Source organism: Cytobacillus pseudoceanisediminis (assembly GCF_023516215.1).
Taxonomy (GTDB): Bacteria; Bacillota; Bacilli; order Bacillales; family Cytobacillaceae; genus Cytobacillus; species Cytobacillus pseudoceanisediminis.
On record NZ_CP097349.1, the window covers coordinates 4,261,726 to 4,276,823 of the forward strand.

The 15,098-nt window shown below is 44.4% G+C and carries 14 protein-coding genes and 3 pseudogenes; 13 read left to right on the forward strand and 4 right to left on the reverse strand.

Features of this window, described 5'->3' with window-relative positions:
• Positions 1 to 97 precede the first annotated feature (97 nt).
• On the reverse strand, positions 98 to 304 hold the full coding sequence (locus M5V91_RS22965) for a YbbN family protein (RefSeq protein ID WP_251174342.1): 207 nt from the start codon (positions 302 to 304) through the stop codon (positions 98 to 100).
• A gap of 216 nt (positions 305 to 520) precedes the next feature.
• Between M5V91_RS22965 and M5V91_RS22970 the strand changes: the two genes are divergently transcribed.
• Positions 521 to 1,117, forward strand: coding sequence for a class I SAM-dependent methyltransferase (locus M5V91_RS22970; RefSeq protein ID WP_192907989.1), 597 nt, complete (start codon positions 521 to 523; stop codon positions 1,115 to 1,117).
• A 34-nt stretch (positions 1,118 to 1,151) separates the two neighbouring features.
• Here M5V91_RS22970 and M5V91_RS22975 read toward each other — a convergent pair.
• Positions 1,152 to 2,323: pseudogene (locus M5V91_RS22975) on the reverse strand (MFS transporter).
• A gap of 198 nt (positions 2,324 to 2,521) precedes the next feature.
• On the opposite strand from M5V91_RS22975, the gene M5V91_RS22980 reads away from it, so the two are divergent.
• The 8 genes from M5V91_RS22980 (at position 2,522) to M5V91_RS23010 (ending at position 8,218) form a co-directional block, all read left to right on the forward strand.
• A complete protein-coding gene (locus tag M5V91_RS22980) occupies positions 2,522 to 3,856 on the forward strand; it encodes an MFS transporter (RefSeq protein ID WP_009332378.1) in 1,335 nt (444 codons plus the stop codon).
• A gap of 13 nt (positions 3,857 to 3,869) precedes the next feature.
• Complete coding sequence (locus M5V91_RS22985; protein WP_026041609.1) at positions 3,870 to 4,847, forward strand: ornithine cyclodeaminase family protein; 978 nt, start codon at positions 3,870 to 3,872, stop codon at positions 4,845 to 4,847.
• A gap of 68 nt (positions 4,848 to 4,915) precedes the next feature.
• Positions 4,916 to 5,119, forward strand: coding sequence for a hypothetical protein (locus M5V91_RS22990; protein ID WP_284521513.1), 204 nt, complete (start codon positions 4,916 to 4,918; stop codon positions 5,117 to 5,119).
• Positions 5,120 to 5,436: 317 nt separating this feature from the next.
• Complete coding sequence (locus M5V91_RS31005) at positions 5,437 to 5,652, forward strand: NAD(P)/FAD-dependent oxidoreductase (RefSeq protein WP_439649946.1); 216 nt, start codon at positions 5,437 to 5,439, stop codon at positions 5,650 to 5,652.
• A complete protein-coding gene (locus M5V91_RS22995; protein ID WP_439649947.1) occupies positions 5,607 to 6,554 on the forward strand; it encodes an NAD(P)/FAD-dependent oxidoreductase in 948 nt (315 codons plus the stop codon). The genes M5V91_RS31005 and M5V91_RS22995 overlap by 46 nt, the downstream gene beginning before the upstream one ends.
• A 130-nt stretch (positions 6,555 to 6,684) precedes the next feature.
• On the forward strand, positions 6,685 to 7,530 hold the full coding sequence (gene ypfJ / locus M5V91_RS23000; RefSeq protein WP_019380534.1) for a KPN_02809 family neutral zinc metallopeptidase: 846 nt from the start codon (positions 6,685 to 6,687) through the stop codon (positions 7,528 to 7,530).
• A gap of 24 nt (positions 7,531 to 7,554) precedes the next feature.
• On the forward strand, positions 7,555 to 8,055 hold the full coding sequence (locus M5V91_RS23005) for a cupin domain-containing protein (RefSeq protein ID WP_251174340.1): 501 nt from the start codon (positions 7,555 to 7,557) through the stop codon (positions 8,053 to 8,055).
• Positions 8,036 to 8,218, forward strand: coding sequence for a hypothetical protein (locus tag M5V91_RS23010; RefSeq protein ID WP_251174339.1), 183 nt, complete (start codon positions 8,036 to 8,038; stop codon positions 8,216 to 8,218). Before M5V91_RS23005 ends, M5V91_RS23010 begins: the two co-directional genes overlap by 20 nt.
• Here the strand turns inward: M5V91_RS23010 and M5V91_RS23015 are convergent.
• Positions 8,215 to 9,707, reverse strand: a pseudogene (locus tag M5V91_RS23015) (peptide MFS transporter). The gene M5V91_RS23010 and the pseudogene M5V91_RS23015 sit on opposite strands and share 4 nt — an antisense overlap.
• 234 nt (positions 9,708 to 9,941) lie before the next feature.
• Entirely contained in the window at positions 9,942 to 11,210 is a 1,269-nt protein-coding gene (locus M5V91_RS23020; protein ID WP_192907983.1) for a GGDEF domain-containing protein, read from the reverse strand.
• A 467-nt stretch (positions 11,211 to 11,677) separates the two neighbouring features.
• Here M5V91_RS23020 and M5V91_RS23025 point away from each other — a divergent pair, with 467 nt between their 5' ends.
• The 4 genes and pseudogenes from M5V91_RS23025 (at position 11,678) to M5V91_RS23040 (ending at position 15,044) form a co-directional block, all read left to right on the forward strand.
• Positions 11,678 to 12,859 carry a ParM/StbA family protein gene (locus M5V91_RS23025; protein WP_019380538.1) on the forward strand — a complete coding sequence of 394 codons (1,182 nt, stop codon included), beginning with the start codon at positions 11,678 to 11,680 and terminating at the stop codon, positions 12,857 to 12,859.
• An 11-nt stretch (positions 12,860 to 12,870) separates the two neighbouring features.
• A complete protein-coding gene (locus M5V91_RS23030) occupies positions 12,871 to 13,473 on the forward strand; it encodes a hypothetical protein (protein ID WP_071158230.1) in 603 nt (200 codons plus the stop codon).
• A 109-nt stretch (positions 13,474 to 13,582) separates the two neighbouring features.
• Positions 13,583 to 14,483: pseudogene (locus tag M5V91_RS31010) on the forward strand (NAD(P)/FAD-dependent oxidoreductase).
• Positions 14,484 to 14,582: 99 nt separating this feature from the next.
• Positions 14,583 to 15,044, forward strand: coding sequence for a hypothetical protein (locus tag M5V91_RS23040; protein ID WP_226280657.1), 462 nt, complete (start codon positions 14,583 to 14,585; stop codon positions 15,042 to 15,044).
• Positions 15,045 to 15,098: the final 54 nt, after the last annotated feature.

A 15,098-nucleotide genomic window follows, 5' to 3' on the forward strand; every position in this document is an offset into this window, starting at 1 on the left:
ATAATCGCATCCTTGTGCTTATGTAATGCTGATTTTTAATAACCATCAGCTGGAATAGTCAACAAGGACCGGCGGAAAAGCACCGTCAGTCCTTGTTTTATACATCAAAAACACCCTCATAGATCCTCTTCAAATCATCTCGAAGCTTCTCGACCGGTATGAATCGCGCCTCTCTCAGAACTTCTCTTCCATCCAGATATAAGGCAATCACAGGCACTGTAAAAGCCATGAGGAACCCGGCTATCTCAGGGACCTTTCCTGCATTCACAGACCGGGATTCTATACCGGGATAATCCTTCAACACTTCCTCAACCTGAGGAAGCAGGCCATGACAGACGCTTCAGCTGTCAGTCAGCACATAAATAAGACCAAGCTCGGCGCTCTGAATAAACTGATGCACCTCTTCCATCGCTGTCAGCTCTTTCATCGTCATCATCCTCCTAAGCCGGCATTTTTTCCATTATACAATAGGATTTCCATAACCACTTCTAGAATACCTTATCAGGAAGGAGTGGTTCTATTGGCAAATCTATGGGAAGAAAAGTTCTCCGCAGAAGGATATTTATATGGTGAAGAGCCCAATGAATTTATCAGAGAGCATGCGTGGCGGCTTGAGGGACACAAACGAGTTGCTGCTTTGGCCGAGGGTGAGGGCCGAAATGCTGTGTTCCTTGCAAGAAAGGGGCATGAGGTAACCGCATGGGACTATACACAAAGCGGGCTAATAAAAACACAGCAGCTGGCTGAACGCCATCATGTCAGAGTAGAAACAGGGCAGAAGGATCTCATTCATGATTCTGTACCATCAGGGGAGTATGATGCTTCGATTATGGTTTTCGGCCACTTTCTGAAAAAAGATCAAAAGACTGTTTTCGATAAGCTCGTTTCTGTTGTAAAGCCGGGTGGAATCGTCATGCTTGAAGTCTATTCGGAGGATCAGCTCCTCTATGGAACAGGCGGGCCGAAAAGTGTTGATATGGTGTATGATCCCGCAGATCTTCTCCAATGGATTAAGAGCTATAAAGTCCTTCATTTCTTTTATGGCGAACAGGAGAGAGTCGAAGGAAAAGGCCATACAGGTACGGGGCATGTGATTCAGGCTATATTGCAGAAATAGAAAAAGGAGGCATAAGCGGCCTCCTTTACCTATTTTAAGATGTAATCGATTGGGTTCTGTTTACCTTCGCAGAATAAACACGGTACAACACGAATGCCAATCCGGAAAGCAGGATTCCCGAGATGTACGGGGCACCGATGCTCATGGTAAAAAGCCAGCCGCCAAGCGGGGGCCCGATAATACGTCCCAGGGAGTCAAATGATGACAGCAGGCCGGTCGTACTGCCGTGTCCAGTTTGAGATGTCTTTGTCAGCAGGGAAGATACGCTCGGGCGGATAAACCCGTTTCCGATTCCGAAAACTGTTAAGAATATCGCTGCTGTGGTAAAACTGTCAACCAGGAGAATAAGTCCAAAGCCAATGGCGGAGATGATGATCCCCAGTTGAATCACGGCTCCTTCTCCGTACTTTTTCGTCATTCTTCCTACTAAACCGCCCTGTACAAGGGCGCCTCCAAACCCCATGATCATAAAGATATAGCCAAGCTCTACGGTCCCAAGGCCAGCTTTGTCAGCCGCAAAATACGCGAAAGTTGCTTCCAGGCCTGCCAGTGACAACGAAACAAACAGCTGAAGGATAAACAGAATTCCAGTGTTTCCGCTTAAAGCTGTTAAAAGTCCTGGACGCTTAGCAGCTCCCTGGCTGCGCTGCTCTGGTGAAAGGGATTCCTTCAGCACAAGCATGACAAGGAAAAATGTAATAAATGAAGATGTTCCTGCCGCGTAGAAAGGAATGTTCAAACTTTCCCGGGAAAAGATGCCCCCGATTGCCGGACCAAAAATAAACCCTAAGCCAACCGCAGCTCCAATGATTCCCATCCCTTTTCCGCGGTCTTCTTCAGATGTAATATCCGCTACATAGGCCATGACAGTCGGCATATTGGCAGATGACAGGAAGCCGCCGATAACTCTGGCAGCAAACAGCATCCAAAGCTCAGTGGATAAGGCCATCATGAAAAAAGACAGGCCAAGGCCAAAAATACCGATCATTATGACCGGTTTGCGTCCGATTTTATCGGAAACGCGCCCCCACATAGGCGCAAACAGCAGCTGCATCAACGAATAAACGGCCATTAATAGGCCCAGTTCAGTGGGGAGGCCCCTAATTCTTCCGCATAAAAGGGGATGACAGGTATGATGATTCCAAACCCCACCATAACAAGAAACATAACTGCGAATAAAAGAGGCAGTGCTTTTTTTGTATTCAACGTGTTCACTCCAGTTAAGGTCAAATTCCATCTAAGTACTATGATTATAACAAAAACATTCCCATACTTTCACCTTAGGCATTGGGCAGGTAAATAAGTTCTATTTATCAGCCAATTTTAAAAATATATTGAAATATCAAAATAATATAAACTATGATGAACTTGTACATTTTTACAGTCAAGAGAGGGGGAAATGGAATGGAAAAGAAATTAGAAAAGAAAGTGCTGATCGCAAGCCTGATCGGAAGTTCCATCGAATGGTTTGATTACTTTTTGTACGGGACGGTTGCTGCACTTGTATTTAATCAAATGTTTTTTCATAGCGATGACCCGGCTGTCGGTTTGATGCTGGCATATGCCTCTTTCGCACTTGCTTTCTTTATCCGCCCGCTTGGCGGGGTAATTTTCAGCCACATCGGCGATAAAATCGGCAGAAAGAAGACTCTTGTCCTCACACTATCCCTTATGGGCGGTGCAACTGTCCTCATGGGCTTTTTGCCTACCTACGACAATATTGGCACGGCAGCACCGATCCTGCTGATCATTTTACGCTTAATACAAGGTATTGGCCTTGGAGGAGAATGGGGCGGCGCATTGCTGCTTGCTGTTGAGTATGCCCCAAAAAATCGGCGCGGCTTTTTTGGAAGCATTCCGCAAATGGGTGTCACCATCGGAATGCTCCTTGGAACGCTTGCCTTATCCATCATGACTTTATTGCCTGAGGAAGCCTTTTTATCATGGGGATGGCGTGTCCCGTTCATCCTAAGTGCCCTGCTTGTCTTTTTTGGCTTATGGATCCGCAAAGGGATTGATGAAACACCATCCTTTAAAAAGGCCCAGGAGAAAGGAGAAATCGCGAAGATTCCGTTTGTGGAAACCATGCGCAGCCATTGGAAGGAAGTATTGATTGCAGTCGGCGCAAAAGTGGTGGAGACAGCGCCATTTTATATTTTCGGAACCTTTATTGTTTCCTATGCGACAACACAGCTTGGATTCTCACGCACTGTTACTCTGAATGCCGTTACGATTGCAACGATAATTACTACAATACTAATCCCGATCATGGGAAAACTGTCTGACAAAGTTGGCCGGAAAAAGCTATATGTGGGCGGAACGGTCCTGATGATGCTTTACGCCTTTCCATACTTCTGGCTGCTTCATCAGGGTTCGGCGTTTCTGCTGGTTGTGGCTACCATATTGGGTCTCGGGATCATCTGGGCTCCAATTACCGCTGTACTTGGGACTATGTTTTCAGAAATATTTAAGTCGAATGTCCGCTATACCGGCATCACACTGGGCTATCAAATAGGAGCCGCTCTGGCAGGAGGAACCGCTCCTCTCGTTGCAACTGCCCTGCTGAATGCGTATGACAATTCCTATGTTCCTGTAGCGTTATACATCATGCTTGCAGCTGCCATCTCTTTGATTGCGATTTCATCCGTCCGTGACCGAAGCAATCAGGACCTTGATTCTGATCTTCCAGGAGATGATGCATTCCATACAGGCTTCGGACAAACCGACCAAAAAGCTTAGAAAGGTAGATTTCATGCTTTTATTATCTGAAAAAGAAATCAAATCCATCTATACGATGGAATCAGCCATTAAAGATCTGGAAAATGCCCTGGTACATCATCTGGAAGGGAAAATCCAGAATCCCCATAGAACCGTCCTGGACTTTCCGGAGAAACAGGCATCTGCCCTTTATATGCCGAGTGCCATGCCGCCAATTGGCAAAACGGCTGTGAAGGTGGTCACCATTTTTCCTGAGAACCCTGCGATCGGCAAAAAAACGACTCAAGGAGTCATTTTGCTAAGCGATACAGATAATGGAGAGCATCTCGCATGCATGAATGCCTCTTACCTGACAAGGCTCCGGACCGGGGCCGTGAGCGGGATTGCCACTAAGCATCTGGCAAAAAAATCGGCAAGATCTGTGGCTGTGATCGGGTGCGGGGCAATGGCTGAAGAGCAGCTGCAGGCCGTTTTGGAGGTCCGTGAAATAGAGGAAATCTTACTCTACAACCGGACGGCTGCAAAGGCACAAGAATTTTCTGCGAAATTTCATGAATTCAATGGTCCGGTGATCATCTTGGAAAATGCCGATGAAGCTGTTTCCCGGGCGGATATTGTTATCTGCAGCACCCGCTCGGAAAAGCCCGTGTTCACAGGCAAGGCCCTCCGGCCGGGTACGCATATTAACGGGGTAGGCTCCTATCTTCCGCATATGCAGGAAGTCGACGCAGAAACACTGCTGCGAAGCTCTAAAATCGTCGCAGATACCTTGGAAGGGGTCAAAGAGGAAGCAGGTGATTTCATTATTCCTGCCAGAGAAGGCATCTGGAGCTTCTCGAACCTTCACGGCGAACTCGGACAATTATCAGCCGGAGTGATCGCAGGCAGAGAAAACGATGAAGAGATTACCTTTTTTAAATCAGTCGGCATTGCCTACTTTGACCTCGCTGTGGCTGCAGCCGTTTATGAAAAAGCAATTCTTGAAGGCATCGGAACTAAGGTGGACCTGTAAAAAGGTGAATAGTGCCTGCAGCTTTGGAAAATCTATAGCTATACTTCTAAAATAAAGGAGAGATAGGAATGCCAAAGCAGCCGAATAAAGTAACAGAAGAGCAGCAGGTCGTAGCCGCCCAAAACCAGGCGGACCAATTCAAAAAGGAATGGACACAGAATTTGCCCTTGAAGAAAATGTCCAGGACGCGGCAGCCAAAAGCCAGCAGTATCAGGCACAAAACCAGCAGCCGACCTATGAACCGAATAAGCCATTTTAATGAAGCTGCATGATGGGTTTTATGCCTGTCATGCAGTTTTTTTATATGGAAATAGTTGCTGGATAGCTGTCAGAAAGGAATTTTTCAATTGCTGGATCAGATACAGGGGGAAATTAACTTATCAGGCCGCTGTGCCAGGTATATCAGTCAGATTTTATATATATCGGCCGATATCGGTCAAAATACCACTTTATCGGTCACCCCGCGCCCCAGCAGCTTTCCAGCAATATCACCGTGCAAATATGAATACGCGTCTGCCATGATTATTTTGTGCACTGCCCCAAACTCTTGTAAAATAAGTGGCAAACTAGATCGCAAAAAGGAGTCATTATGAAAAGTCATATCATCATTGGTGCAGGAATCCTGGGGGCCTCTGCAGCCTACCATTTGGCTAAGGCAGGTGCAAATGTCACCGTTATCGACCGCAAAGACCCGGGTCAGGCAACAGACGCAGCGGCCGGAATTATCTGCCCCTGGCTGACACAGCGGCGGAATAAGGCGTGGTACGCGCTGGCCAAAGGGGAGCGGCCTATTATCAAACATTAATCCGGGAGCTTGAAAAGGACGGAGAGACGAAGACGGGCTATCAGAAGGTAGGAGCCGTCAGCCTTCATACCGACCCTGTAAAGCTTGAAAAAATGGAAGAACGAGCAGCAACAAGACGCGGTGATGCACCTGAACTGGGAGAGATTACACCATTATCTCAAGACCAGACATTGGAGCTGTTTCCGCCTTTATCAAAGGAATATGCCTCTGTACATGTAAGCGGAGCGGCGCGCGTCAACGGCCGGGAATTAAGGGACGCCCTGCTGCGGGCAGCTGAAAAACATGGTGCTGTATTGGTTCATAGCTCTGCTGAACTTTTGTGCCAAGGAGACAGGGTCACGGCAGTAAAAGCCGGCGGAAAGCAATATGAAGCAGATAGTGTCATCGCAGCGGCTGGAGCGTGGGCTGGTGAGCTTTTGAAGCCGCTTGGTATTCAATTGGATGTAAAGCCGCAAAAAGCGCAGATTGTCCATCTTCAGCTTGAAGAGGAGGAAACGGGCAAATGGCCTGTTGTGATGCCGCCAAACAATCAATACATTCTGGCTTTTGAAGGCGGCCGCATCGTCGTTGGTGCCACCCATGAAGATAATATAGGCTATGATCTAAGGGTGACAGCTGGCGGCCTAAATGAAATTTTTGAAAAAGCGCTAGCAATAGCCCCTGGATTGTCTGATGGAACGTTCACAGAAGCACGTGTGGGCTTCCGTCCCTATACACCCGGTTTCTTGCCCATTATCGGCCAAATTCCGGGCATAAAGGGTCTTTACATATCAAATGGACTTGGAGCCTCAGGGCTGACCGCAGGGCCGTTTCTGGGTGCCCAGCTTGCCAAGCTTGCTCTCGGGCAAGAGGTGGATATTGACCTGGACCTCTATGATCCGGCTGGCGCGATAGAAAAATAATAAGGGTAAAGGTGCCTGTTTGCAGCAGGCACCTATTTTTAATTCTGCTAAGTTAATAAATCCCTTCAATTCGGGTATACACTAATGAAATGAATGAATGATAAATGGCGTTTCAGTAGGAGGCTGAATCATGAAGTGGAAAGGCAGAAGAGCGAGTTCTAATGTAGAAGACCGAAGAGGCATGGGCGGAGGGGGAAAAACCCTGATTGGCGGCGGCCTCGGCGGAATTATTATTTTATTGATATTTACCTTCCTCGGCGGTGATCCGGGAGAGCTTTTAGGCAATATGGCCGGAACAGATTCTGGCACAGCTGTACCGTATGAAGAATCAGAACAGGAAAAAGAGCTTGCTGATTTTGTCTCTGTTGTGCTTGCGGATACAGAGGAAGTCTGGACGGAAATATTCGAAGAACAGGGATTGCAATATGAGGAGCCGACCCTTGTTTTATATTCAGGCAGCGTACAGTCTGCATGCGGGGCAGCGTCCTCTTCCGTTGGGCCTTTTTATTGTCCGGGCGACCAAAAATTGTATATTGATTTAAGCTTTTACGAAGAACTGCAAAGAAAGTTCCAGGCTCCTGGCGATTTTGCCATGGCCTATGTCATAGCCCATGAAGTAGGGCACCATGTGCAGACCCTGCTTGGAACGACTGAGGAAATCATGCCGCTCCGTCAGAGAATGAGTGAAGAAAAGTTTAATCAGTATCTTGTCCGTTTTGAATTGCAGGCCGATTATTATTCAGGCGTTTGGGCCAACCATGCACAGGGAATGGGATATTTAGAGGAAGGCGATCTGGAAGAAGCCCTGAATGCTGCAACGGCAGTAGGGGACGACACCCTTCAAAAACGGGCGCAGGGCTATGTAGTGCCGGAAAGCTTTACCCATGGAACGTCAGAACAAAGAAAGTCATGGTTCTACAAAGGATTCCAAAACGGAACCATCAAAGGCGGAGACACGTTTAAACAAAGAAATTGAAGCAATACGAAAGGAGAGGTTCACATGAATAGCCAAACCCAAACATTTCAGCTGGCGGATGATGGACAAATACCCAACAATCCGGACCTTCCTGTTATCATCTACAAGGCCGTTTTTAAGGAGCAGCCTGATGAAATAGAGGCGGCTTTTAACAGACATCAATGGACCGGCAGCTGGACGGGCGGGGTATATGATTACCATCATTATCACAGCAATACTCATGAAGTACTGGGTGTCAAAGCAGGACAAGCAACCGTCCTCATCGGCGGTGACCAGGGCGAGCGCCTTGAACTCCATCAGGGCGATGTTATTCTCCTCCCGGCAGGGACAGGGCATAAGAATGCGGAAAGCAGTCCGGACTTCGAAGTCGTAGGTGCCTATCCTGGCGGAACAAGCCCGAATATGAAGAAAAAAGACCCATCAGATCGTGTACAAGCATTGGCAGAAATAAAAAATGTCCCTGTTCCGCAGACTGATCCTGTCTATGGTGATGAGGGGCCGATGCTTGAAGAGTGGAAAGAATGAAGACTGCTGTTTACCGGCCCAAATAGAACATTTACCGGCCGATTTGAAAGAAATACCGGCCAAAACCGCAGAAATACCGGCTAAACTGCCGAATTTACCGGCCGAGCAGATACAAAAAAAGCCAGAAGAGCATACACTCTTCTGGCTTCCGCTTTTCTATTAACGTACACCCTTCATATATCCTTGAATCTTAGGACTCAACATGAATAGGATAATGGATAGCACGATCGCAGCTGCACCAATTACACCGAAATAAGTCATTTCTGTTTCTGGTGAATAGAACTTAACAATCTGTGCATTGATTGCCTGTGCGGCCGCATTTGATAGGAACCAAAGGCTCATCGTTTGCGCCGAGAAAGCAGCAGGCGCTAATTTTGTTGTGGCTGAAAGTCCGACTGGAGATAAGCAAAGCTCACCAAGAACAACAATAAAGTAGCTAAGGACCAGCCATAATGGACTTACAAGAGAATCTGTACCGCCAAGGTATGCTGGCAGCAGAATCACAAGGAAAGATAAACCAGCGAATAATAGGCCCAGGGAGAACTTCTGCGGCACTGAAGGCTGGCGGTCGCCAAGCTTCACCCATAGCCAGGCAAATACTGGCGCAAAGAAAATGATGAACAATGGGTTAAGAGACTGGAACCATGCCGGTGAAATATCAAGACCCATAAAGTCAAGCTGGGTACGCTTGTCCGCATAATTCGCAAGAATCGTTGAACCCTGCTCCTGGATAGCCCAGAACATAACAGATGCAATGAATAATGGAATATAAGCAATGATGCGTGAGCGTTCCACTTCTGTTGTTTTCGGGCTGCGGTACATTACAGTAAAGTAAATAATCGGAAGCCCAATACCAAGAACACCAACAAGGGCAATAAACGAATCAAATGTTAAAAGACCAGTTGGGATGCCGACTGCCACTAAAATGGCAACAACAGCAGCACCAAGGCCAATTCTTGTATAAACCTTACCTTTTTCATCTGCTGATAATGGATTAGATACATAAGTTCCTGCTAATCCAAGATTTTTCTTTTTCGTAAAAACAAACACTAATAAGCCAAAGAACATACCAACGGCAGCAATGGCGAAACCTAGGTGGAAATTATAATCCATTCCAACTGTTCCGACAATTAAAGGCGCAAGGAATCCGCCAAGGTTGATACCCATATAGAAAATACTGAAACCTGCATCGCGGCGGTTATCTTCCGGGCTGTAAATATCCCCAACCACGCTTGATACATTTGGCTTCAATAATCCAGTACCTAATACGATCAGCACCATGGAAACAAAGAACATAGCCAGGCTGCCAGGAATAGAAAGGGCAATATGGCCGAGCATGATTAAAATTCCGCCATAGAATACAGCTCTGGAGGTTCCGAGCAATCTGTCGGCTATCCATCCGCCGATGATTCCTGACATATACACCAATGACCCATAAATGGACATGATAGCTAAAGCTGTCGGCTCATCCAGGCCTAAACCGCCTTTTGAAACCTCATAATACATATAGAATACAAGGATCGCTCTCATTCCATAATAAGAAAAGCGCTCCCAAAATTCAGTGAAGAAAAGTGTGAACAAGCCTTTAGGATGTCCAAAGAAACCTTTTGAGGCACACTTTCAACAATTTTCTGCCTATTAAAATCTGACATGTTTCATCCTCCTTTTAGCTATTCTATAATATCTTTCATAGTTCCTAATTGTCAAAAAAAATTTTATGTAACGATGGTTATTATTGACTTTTTAGGCGGAATAAATAGATTTTTCCAGAGATTTAAACAAAAGAACGTTTTTTCAGAATAATAACAGTATTAAAACTTATCTAAAAACAGGGGTATTATTCCCATAAAAAAAGCCGCTCAAACCGGCGGCTGCTGCAAATATCCTTATGCGTTTGTAAGTACTGCTTCTTTAGGGCTATGCTGATGAATTGATTCTTCCCTGGAGGATAGCCTGTTTTTTCCCATGTCCTTAGACTGCAGAAGGAGCTGGTCTGCGTAAACATAGGCTTTTTCAATAGAAAGGAGCTTGTTCACTTTATAGTAAAAGAGGCCAAAGGATGCTGTGTAGGATAGAGAAATGGACTGGTCTTTAAAATCGGCATGAAATGTGCTGTTTTCAATGCCTTTGCGTATCTTCTGAGCTAAATTCAAGCATTCTTCATATGACCTGAATCTCATTATTATGGTAAATTCCTCTCCGCCGCTTCTGAACAAGTAATCATCTTTGGAAAGATAGCTCTTCAATGAGTCGGCAAAGTGCCTGATTGCCTGATCGCCCACGGCGTGGTTATAGCTATCATTAATCCTTTTGAACTTGTCGATATCTGCCACTACAATCGCGATGTGTTCCGCCGATTGATTAAGTTCCGTCATTTTTTTATCCATATAAGCACGGTTAAAAACACCAGTAAGGAAGTCGGTATAGGCCATCTGCTCAAATTTATCGCGTTCGATTTTATTCTGCAGCATCTGTGATTTCGACAGAAAGGAACGGCTGACAAGATAATTAAGTATAAACAGACTTATGAGCATCTCCCATTTGCCCTCATTAAGAAATAACAGCAAAAGACCATTAGTAAAGGCAATCTTCCCCATATCCAGTACACTTCTTGTTTTGATAAAATCAATCGCTTCCTGCTTCGTTTTTATGTCTCCTGTCAATTTAAACACGGTAATCAGGAAGATGTCTGAAAGCATGGATGTTACGGTAATCAGAATAAGCATGATTATCCAAAAGCCGAATGCCGCATCCTGAAAGAGGGGATACAGCAGATTGAATAAATAGAATGCAATAGAGTTGCTCATCACAAAGGAGCCAATGTTATAAAACGTATGGAAAAATTCATCCGGATCGTCTGTTTTTGTTTGTTTCTTATATAAATAAACACTAAATCGATAGATGACTTCAAATATAAATAAACCTAATGGCCCTGTAAAAAGCCCAATGGAGAGACTGTAATTAATTCCATAATCGATGGACGTATTTCCGTTTCTGCTGATAATCCGCAAATGGTGATACAAGCAGGAAAACAGCAAGTATATGAAGAGTGCTTTTATATATGAAGAGCTCTCGACAATGATCCCGTCCGAGATCAGAGCTGTAAAAAGTGAAACAATAAAAAGCGAAACCATAAATATTCTGGAGCCTTGCATCTTTCTGTACTCCTTTGCCTGTTGTTATACCTCTATTTTATAGGAATTTTTTTCTAGAAAGTAGACAAATTTAATATATTTTCTAAATTTTTTAATATTATCTATTTTATTTCATTTTTGTTAGAGACAAGCAGGATATTATTTTATCTCTTAAACTATCAAATTTCAGGAAAAATACCAAATAAACTTGGTTGTAAACAAAAATGAATACAAGTATGCGATATTGTTTGCAGTTGTATTCAAAAATGTAAACAAGTATACAAACACGTGTACATGTTGGTGTGTAAGGATGTGTTCAATATTGTTTACTTGTATACGGAAAGTGTATACAATGTAGGTATAAGTTTACAATTTGTTTACGTCTTTACGCTTTGATTACTTTTCATTTCCTTACATTGATTAATCTCTCAATCTGAATTACTCTTAAAACAATAGCTCTATATTTGAGAATGAAAGGATTGAATGATTTGACGAATTCAAGAATTGCAGCAGTTGACGTAGGAAACGATTCTATTAAAGCAATCTTTGGAAAACTGGATTCAGAATTAAATATACCGAATGTGATTGCGAGAGATGTTGAGGACCGCCCGGTTATCGGGATAGAAGAACTTGACAGCAAAAATCCGCTTGAAGGCATACATATCAGAGTCCACTCCCCTGCCCTGAAAGAAAACAATGCGATTTATCGTGTGGGGCACCTGGCAACGAAAAGCGATAACGCTACTGAATTAGATCCGGGCAGCAGCAAATCTGAAGAAGATCAGACATTAGTCATGCTATTCTCTGCTTTGGCATTGGATGCTGTGCAGAAAGATGGTTCCACAGGCTTTAAAAAGTCCGGGAATGTGATTGATGCAAACTACACACTGGGAACAGGACTTCCTCTTCGTGAAGTAAAGGAAGGCAAGGATGCGGGCTACCGTTCCAAATTGCTGGGCTCTGTCCATCAGGTTGAGTTCCTTGTGACACCGAAGTACCAGGGGCAAAAAGTAAATATCAAGTTTGATGAAATTAAGGTATATCCTGAAGGCTTTGCTGCTTATATCAACCTTGTAATGGACAACAACTTAAATATCATCAATAAGGATTTAATTGATAAGCGTATTTTAATTCAGGATATCGGCGGACTATCAACGGATATTGCTGTCATTAAAAACCGCAATGTTGATGATGACAAAGCGCAGGGCTTCAACCTTGGGGTATCTGAAGCTCTTGAATCCATCCGTGAGGAGATTCGTTCGAAACATGGCGTTGAACTCGACAGCCGTCGGGATGTCGTGGAAATCATCACGAAAAAGAATGACCGCAATCATATTATGGTAAAAGGAAGCCGGACAAGCGTACATGATATTACAGACCGAATTTTGCTTGATCTGGCTAAGAAGCAGTATCGCCTACTCCGCAACGTTTGGCAGAAAAACTCCCAGACGGAAATCTGCTACTTTGTCGGCGGCGGCTCTATTGTTTTAAAAGATTATCTGAAAACATTAAATAACAATCTGGATGGCTATAACATTGACTTCTTTGAGGATGAAAAAGAAAGCATCTGGATGATGGCCAATGCTTATTACAAGCTGATCTCTGATTTTTCAAGAAGAACGAATAAAGACAAGGCGGACCAGGATAAAAAACCTGTTAAAGCCAACTAGGGTGATTTTTCATGAGTAAAGCTTCCTCTTCTGAAATTAAGAGAGGACAATCCGTATCCTTTCGGGTGCCATCTGACACACCTGATCATATTTTGAAGCATCTGCAAAAGCTCAAGGAAACCGAAAAACGGAATTTTTCCAGTAAGATTGCAGAGTTTGTGATGCAGGGAGTCAGCAGCTCTCAATCAAAAGACCGGGAAACTATTACCATTCCCCTTCCCAAGGGGTTAAGCAAAATCCAGCGCGACTGGCTAAAGCATGAGCACTCAGAAGCATTGCTCGGCAGCATCCTTTATCAGCTGATTACGGATCCCGTGCGTGCAACTTCCCTGCTGGCTTCTTTGAACAGCCGATCTTCTGATATTGATGAAGCTCTTTATCTGCAGGAGGAGCCGAGGCATTCAGTGAGTCAGTATGATTCGGCAGCTGCAGCTTTAGAAGAAGACGAACTTTCTGAAGCTGAACTGACCGATATTGAAGATGATTTGCTTGACTTTGATTGGGATAAAGCTAAACAGGAACAGGAAGAAAATGCAGAAGGTCAAACTGAAGAGGAAAGCGAAGAAGACCTGGATACTCTTCTTGGCGGCTTTCTTGCACATATGAATAAATGAGCTTGGGGAGAGTTTCAGTGATGAAACTCTCCTTTTTTGTATTTAGAAAAGGATTTTCTGGGTAGTTTACAACTATAGCCTATCTTGGAACGAAAAGGAGGAATTTCAATTGAATTATGATTGCCTGATTGTTGGAGGAGGTATTGCGGGACTGCAGGCTGCCATTCAGCTGGGCAGATATAAACATAAGGTGCTGGTGCTTGATTCCAATGATGGGCGCTCCACGATATGCAAAAGCTATCATAATATCTTAGGCTATCCGGATGGCGTGAGCGGCCCTGAACTCCGGGAGATTGGGAAGAAGCACGCAGAAAGCCTTGGAGTGAAGTTTGTTAATGAAAAAGTGGAGCACGCAGAAAAGACAGATGGAGGATTTGAGGTTTCATCCCAAAAGGGCAATAAATATGTGGGAAAACGGATTTTACTTGCAACGGGTATTATGGACCGGCTGCCGCCCTTCCCCGAATTAATGCCTTGTCTCGGCATTTCTGTCTATGTCTGTCCTGACTGCGACGGATATGAGGTAAAGGATAAACGCACCATTGTGCTCGGCTCTGGAAATGCCGGAGCAAATATGGCATTAACATTGTCTTATTGGACAAATGATCTTGTTTTCATCAACCATGAAAAAAGCCGGCAGATCAGAAATTATTGGAGAAATTGAAAGAAAAAAGATTGAATACCTTGAGGAATCTATATGTAAGGTACTTGCAGACGACGAAAAATTCAACGGTGTACAGCTTGAAAATGGTAAAAAAATCACAGGTGATAGAGGGTTTATTGCCTTTGGAGGAAACGAAGTAAAGTCTGACCTGGCAAAGCAGCTCAGAGCAGAGCGCCTTGAAAATAAGCATATCCTGACAGATCCCCGCTCGAAAATGACAAGTGTCAAAAATGTTTGGGCAGCTGGAGATGTGGCAGCCCATTCAGAACAAGTAACCATTGCAATGGGGGAGGGTTCACAGGCTGCCATTTGGATTCATAAATCGCTGCTGCAGGACAAAAATTAACCTGAACTGGTTTGAATATAGAATTTAAAGGGTAAATATTTGGTTTATTTCTGAGCTCTTTTCTCATATAATAGCCTATAAGCTATTAAATAGAGAAAGGTGTATGCATTGAAGAAAGAAAGCTTGGATCTAGTCGTTCGGGAGTTATTGGAGAGATCGGGGAGTCTGGCAAAGATTAAATTAGAGAATCATTTTCCGGGAAATCGTATAGCTGGCGGAAAGTACAGCATGGGAACACATACCATAACGCTTTATATGGAAGAGATTATGAAACAATGCCAGCAGCTCTTTTCTTCTGCTGATCGCTTTTTGGATTATTTCACTGTTGTGTTTGCTCATGAGCTTGGTCATGCTGAAGATACAGAGCTGGAGGAATTGGCCAATTACCTTGATTCCTGCATAACAGAGCAGGAACGATGCCTCACAGCATTGAAAATTGAGGAAAATGCATGGGCATTTGCTGAAAAGCTTCTGCCGGATATGGATAAAGCCTTCATGCAGAAAATTATCTATCATTCGTTAAAACCATACCGGGAACAGCTTCAAGTGGAGCCAGCCTGATAATATAGGAGAAGCCGCAGTCCAAAAAGCTGCGGCTTCTAAATTGTTAGCAGG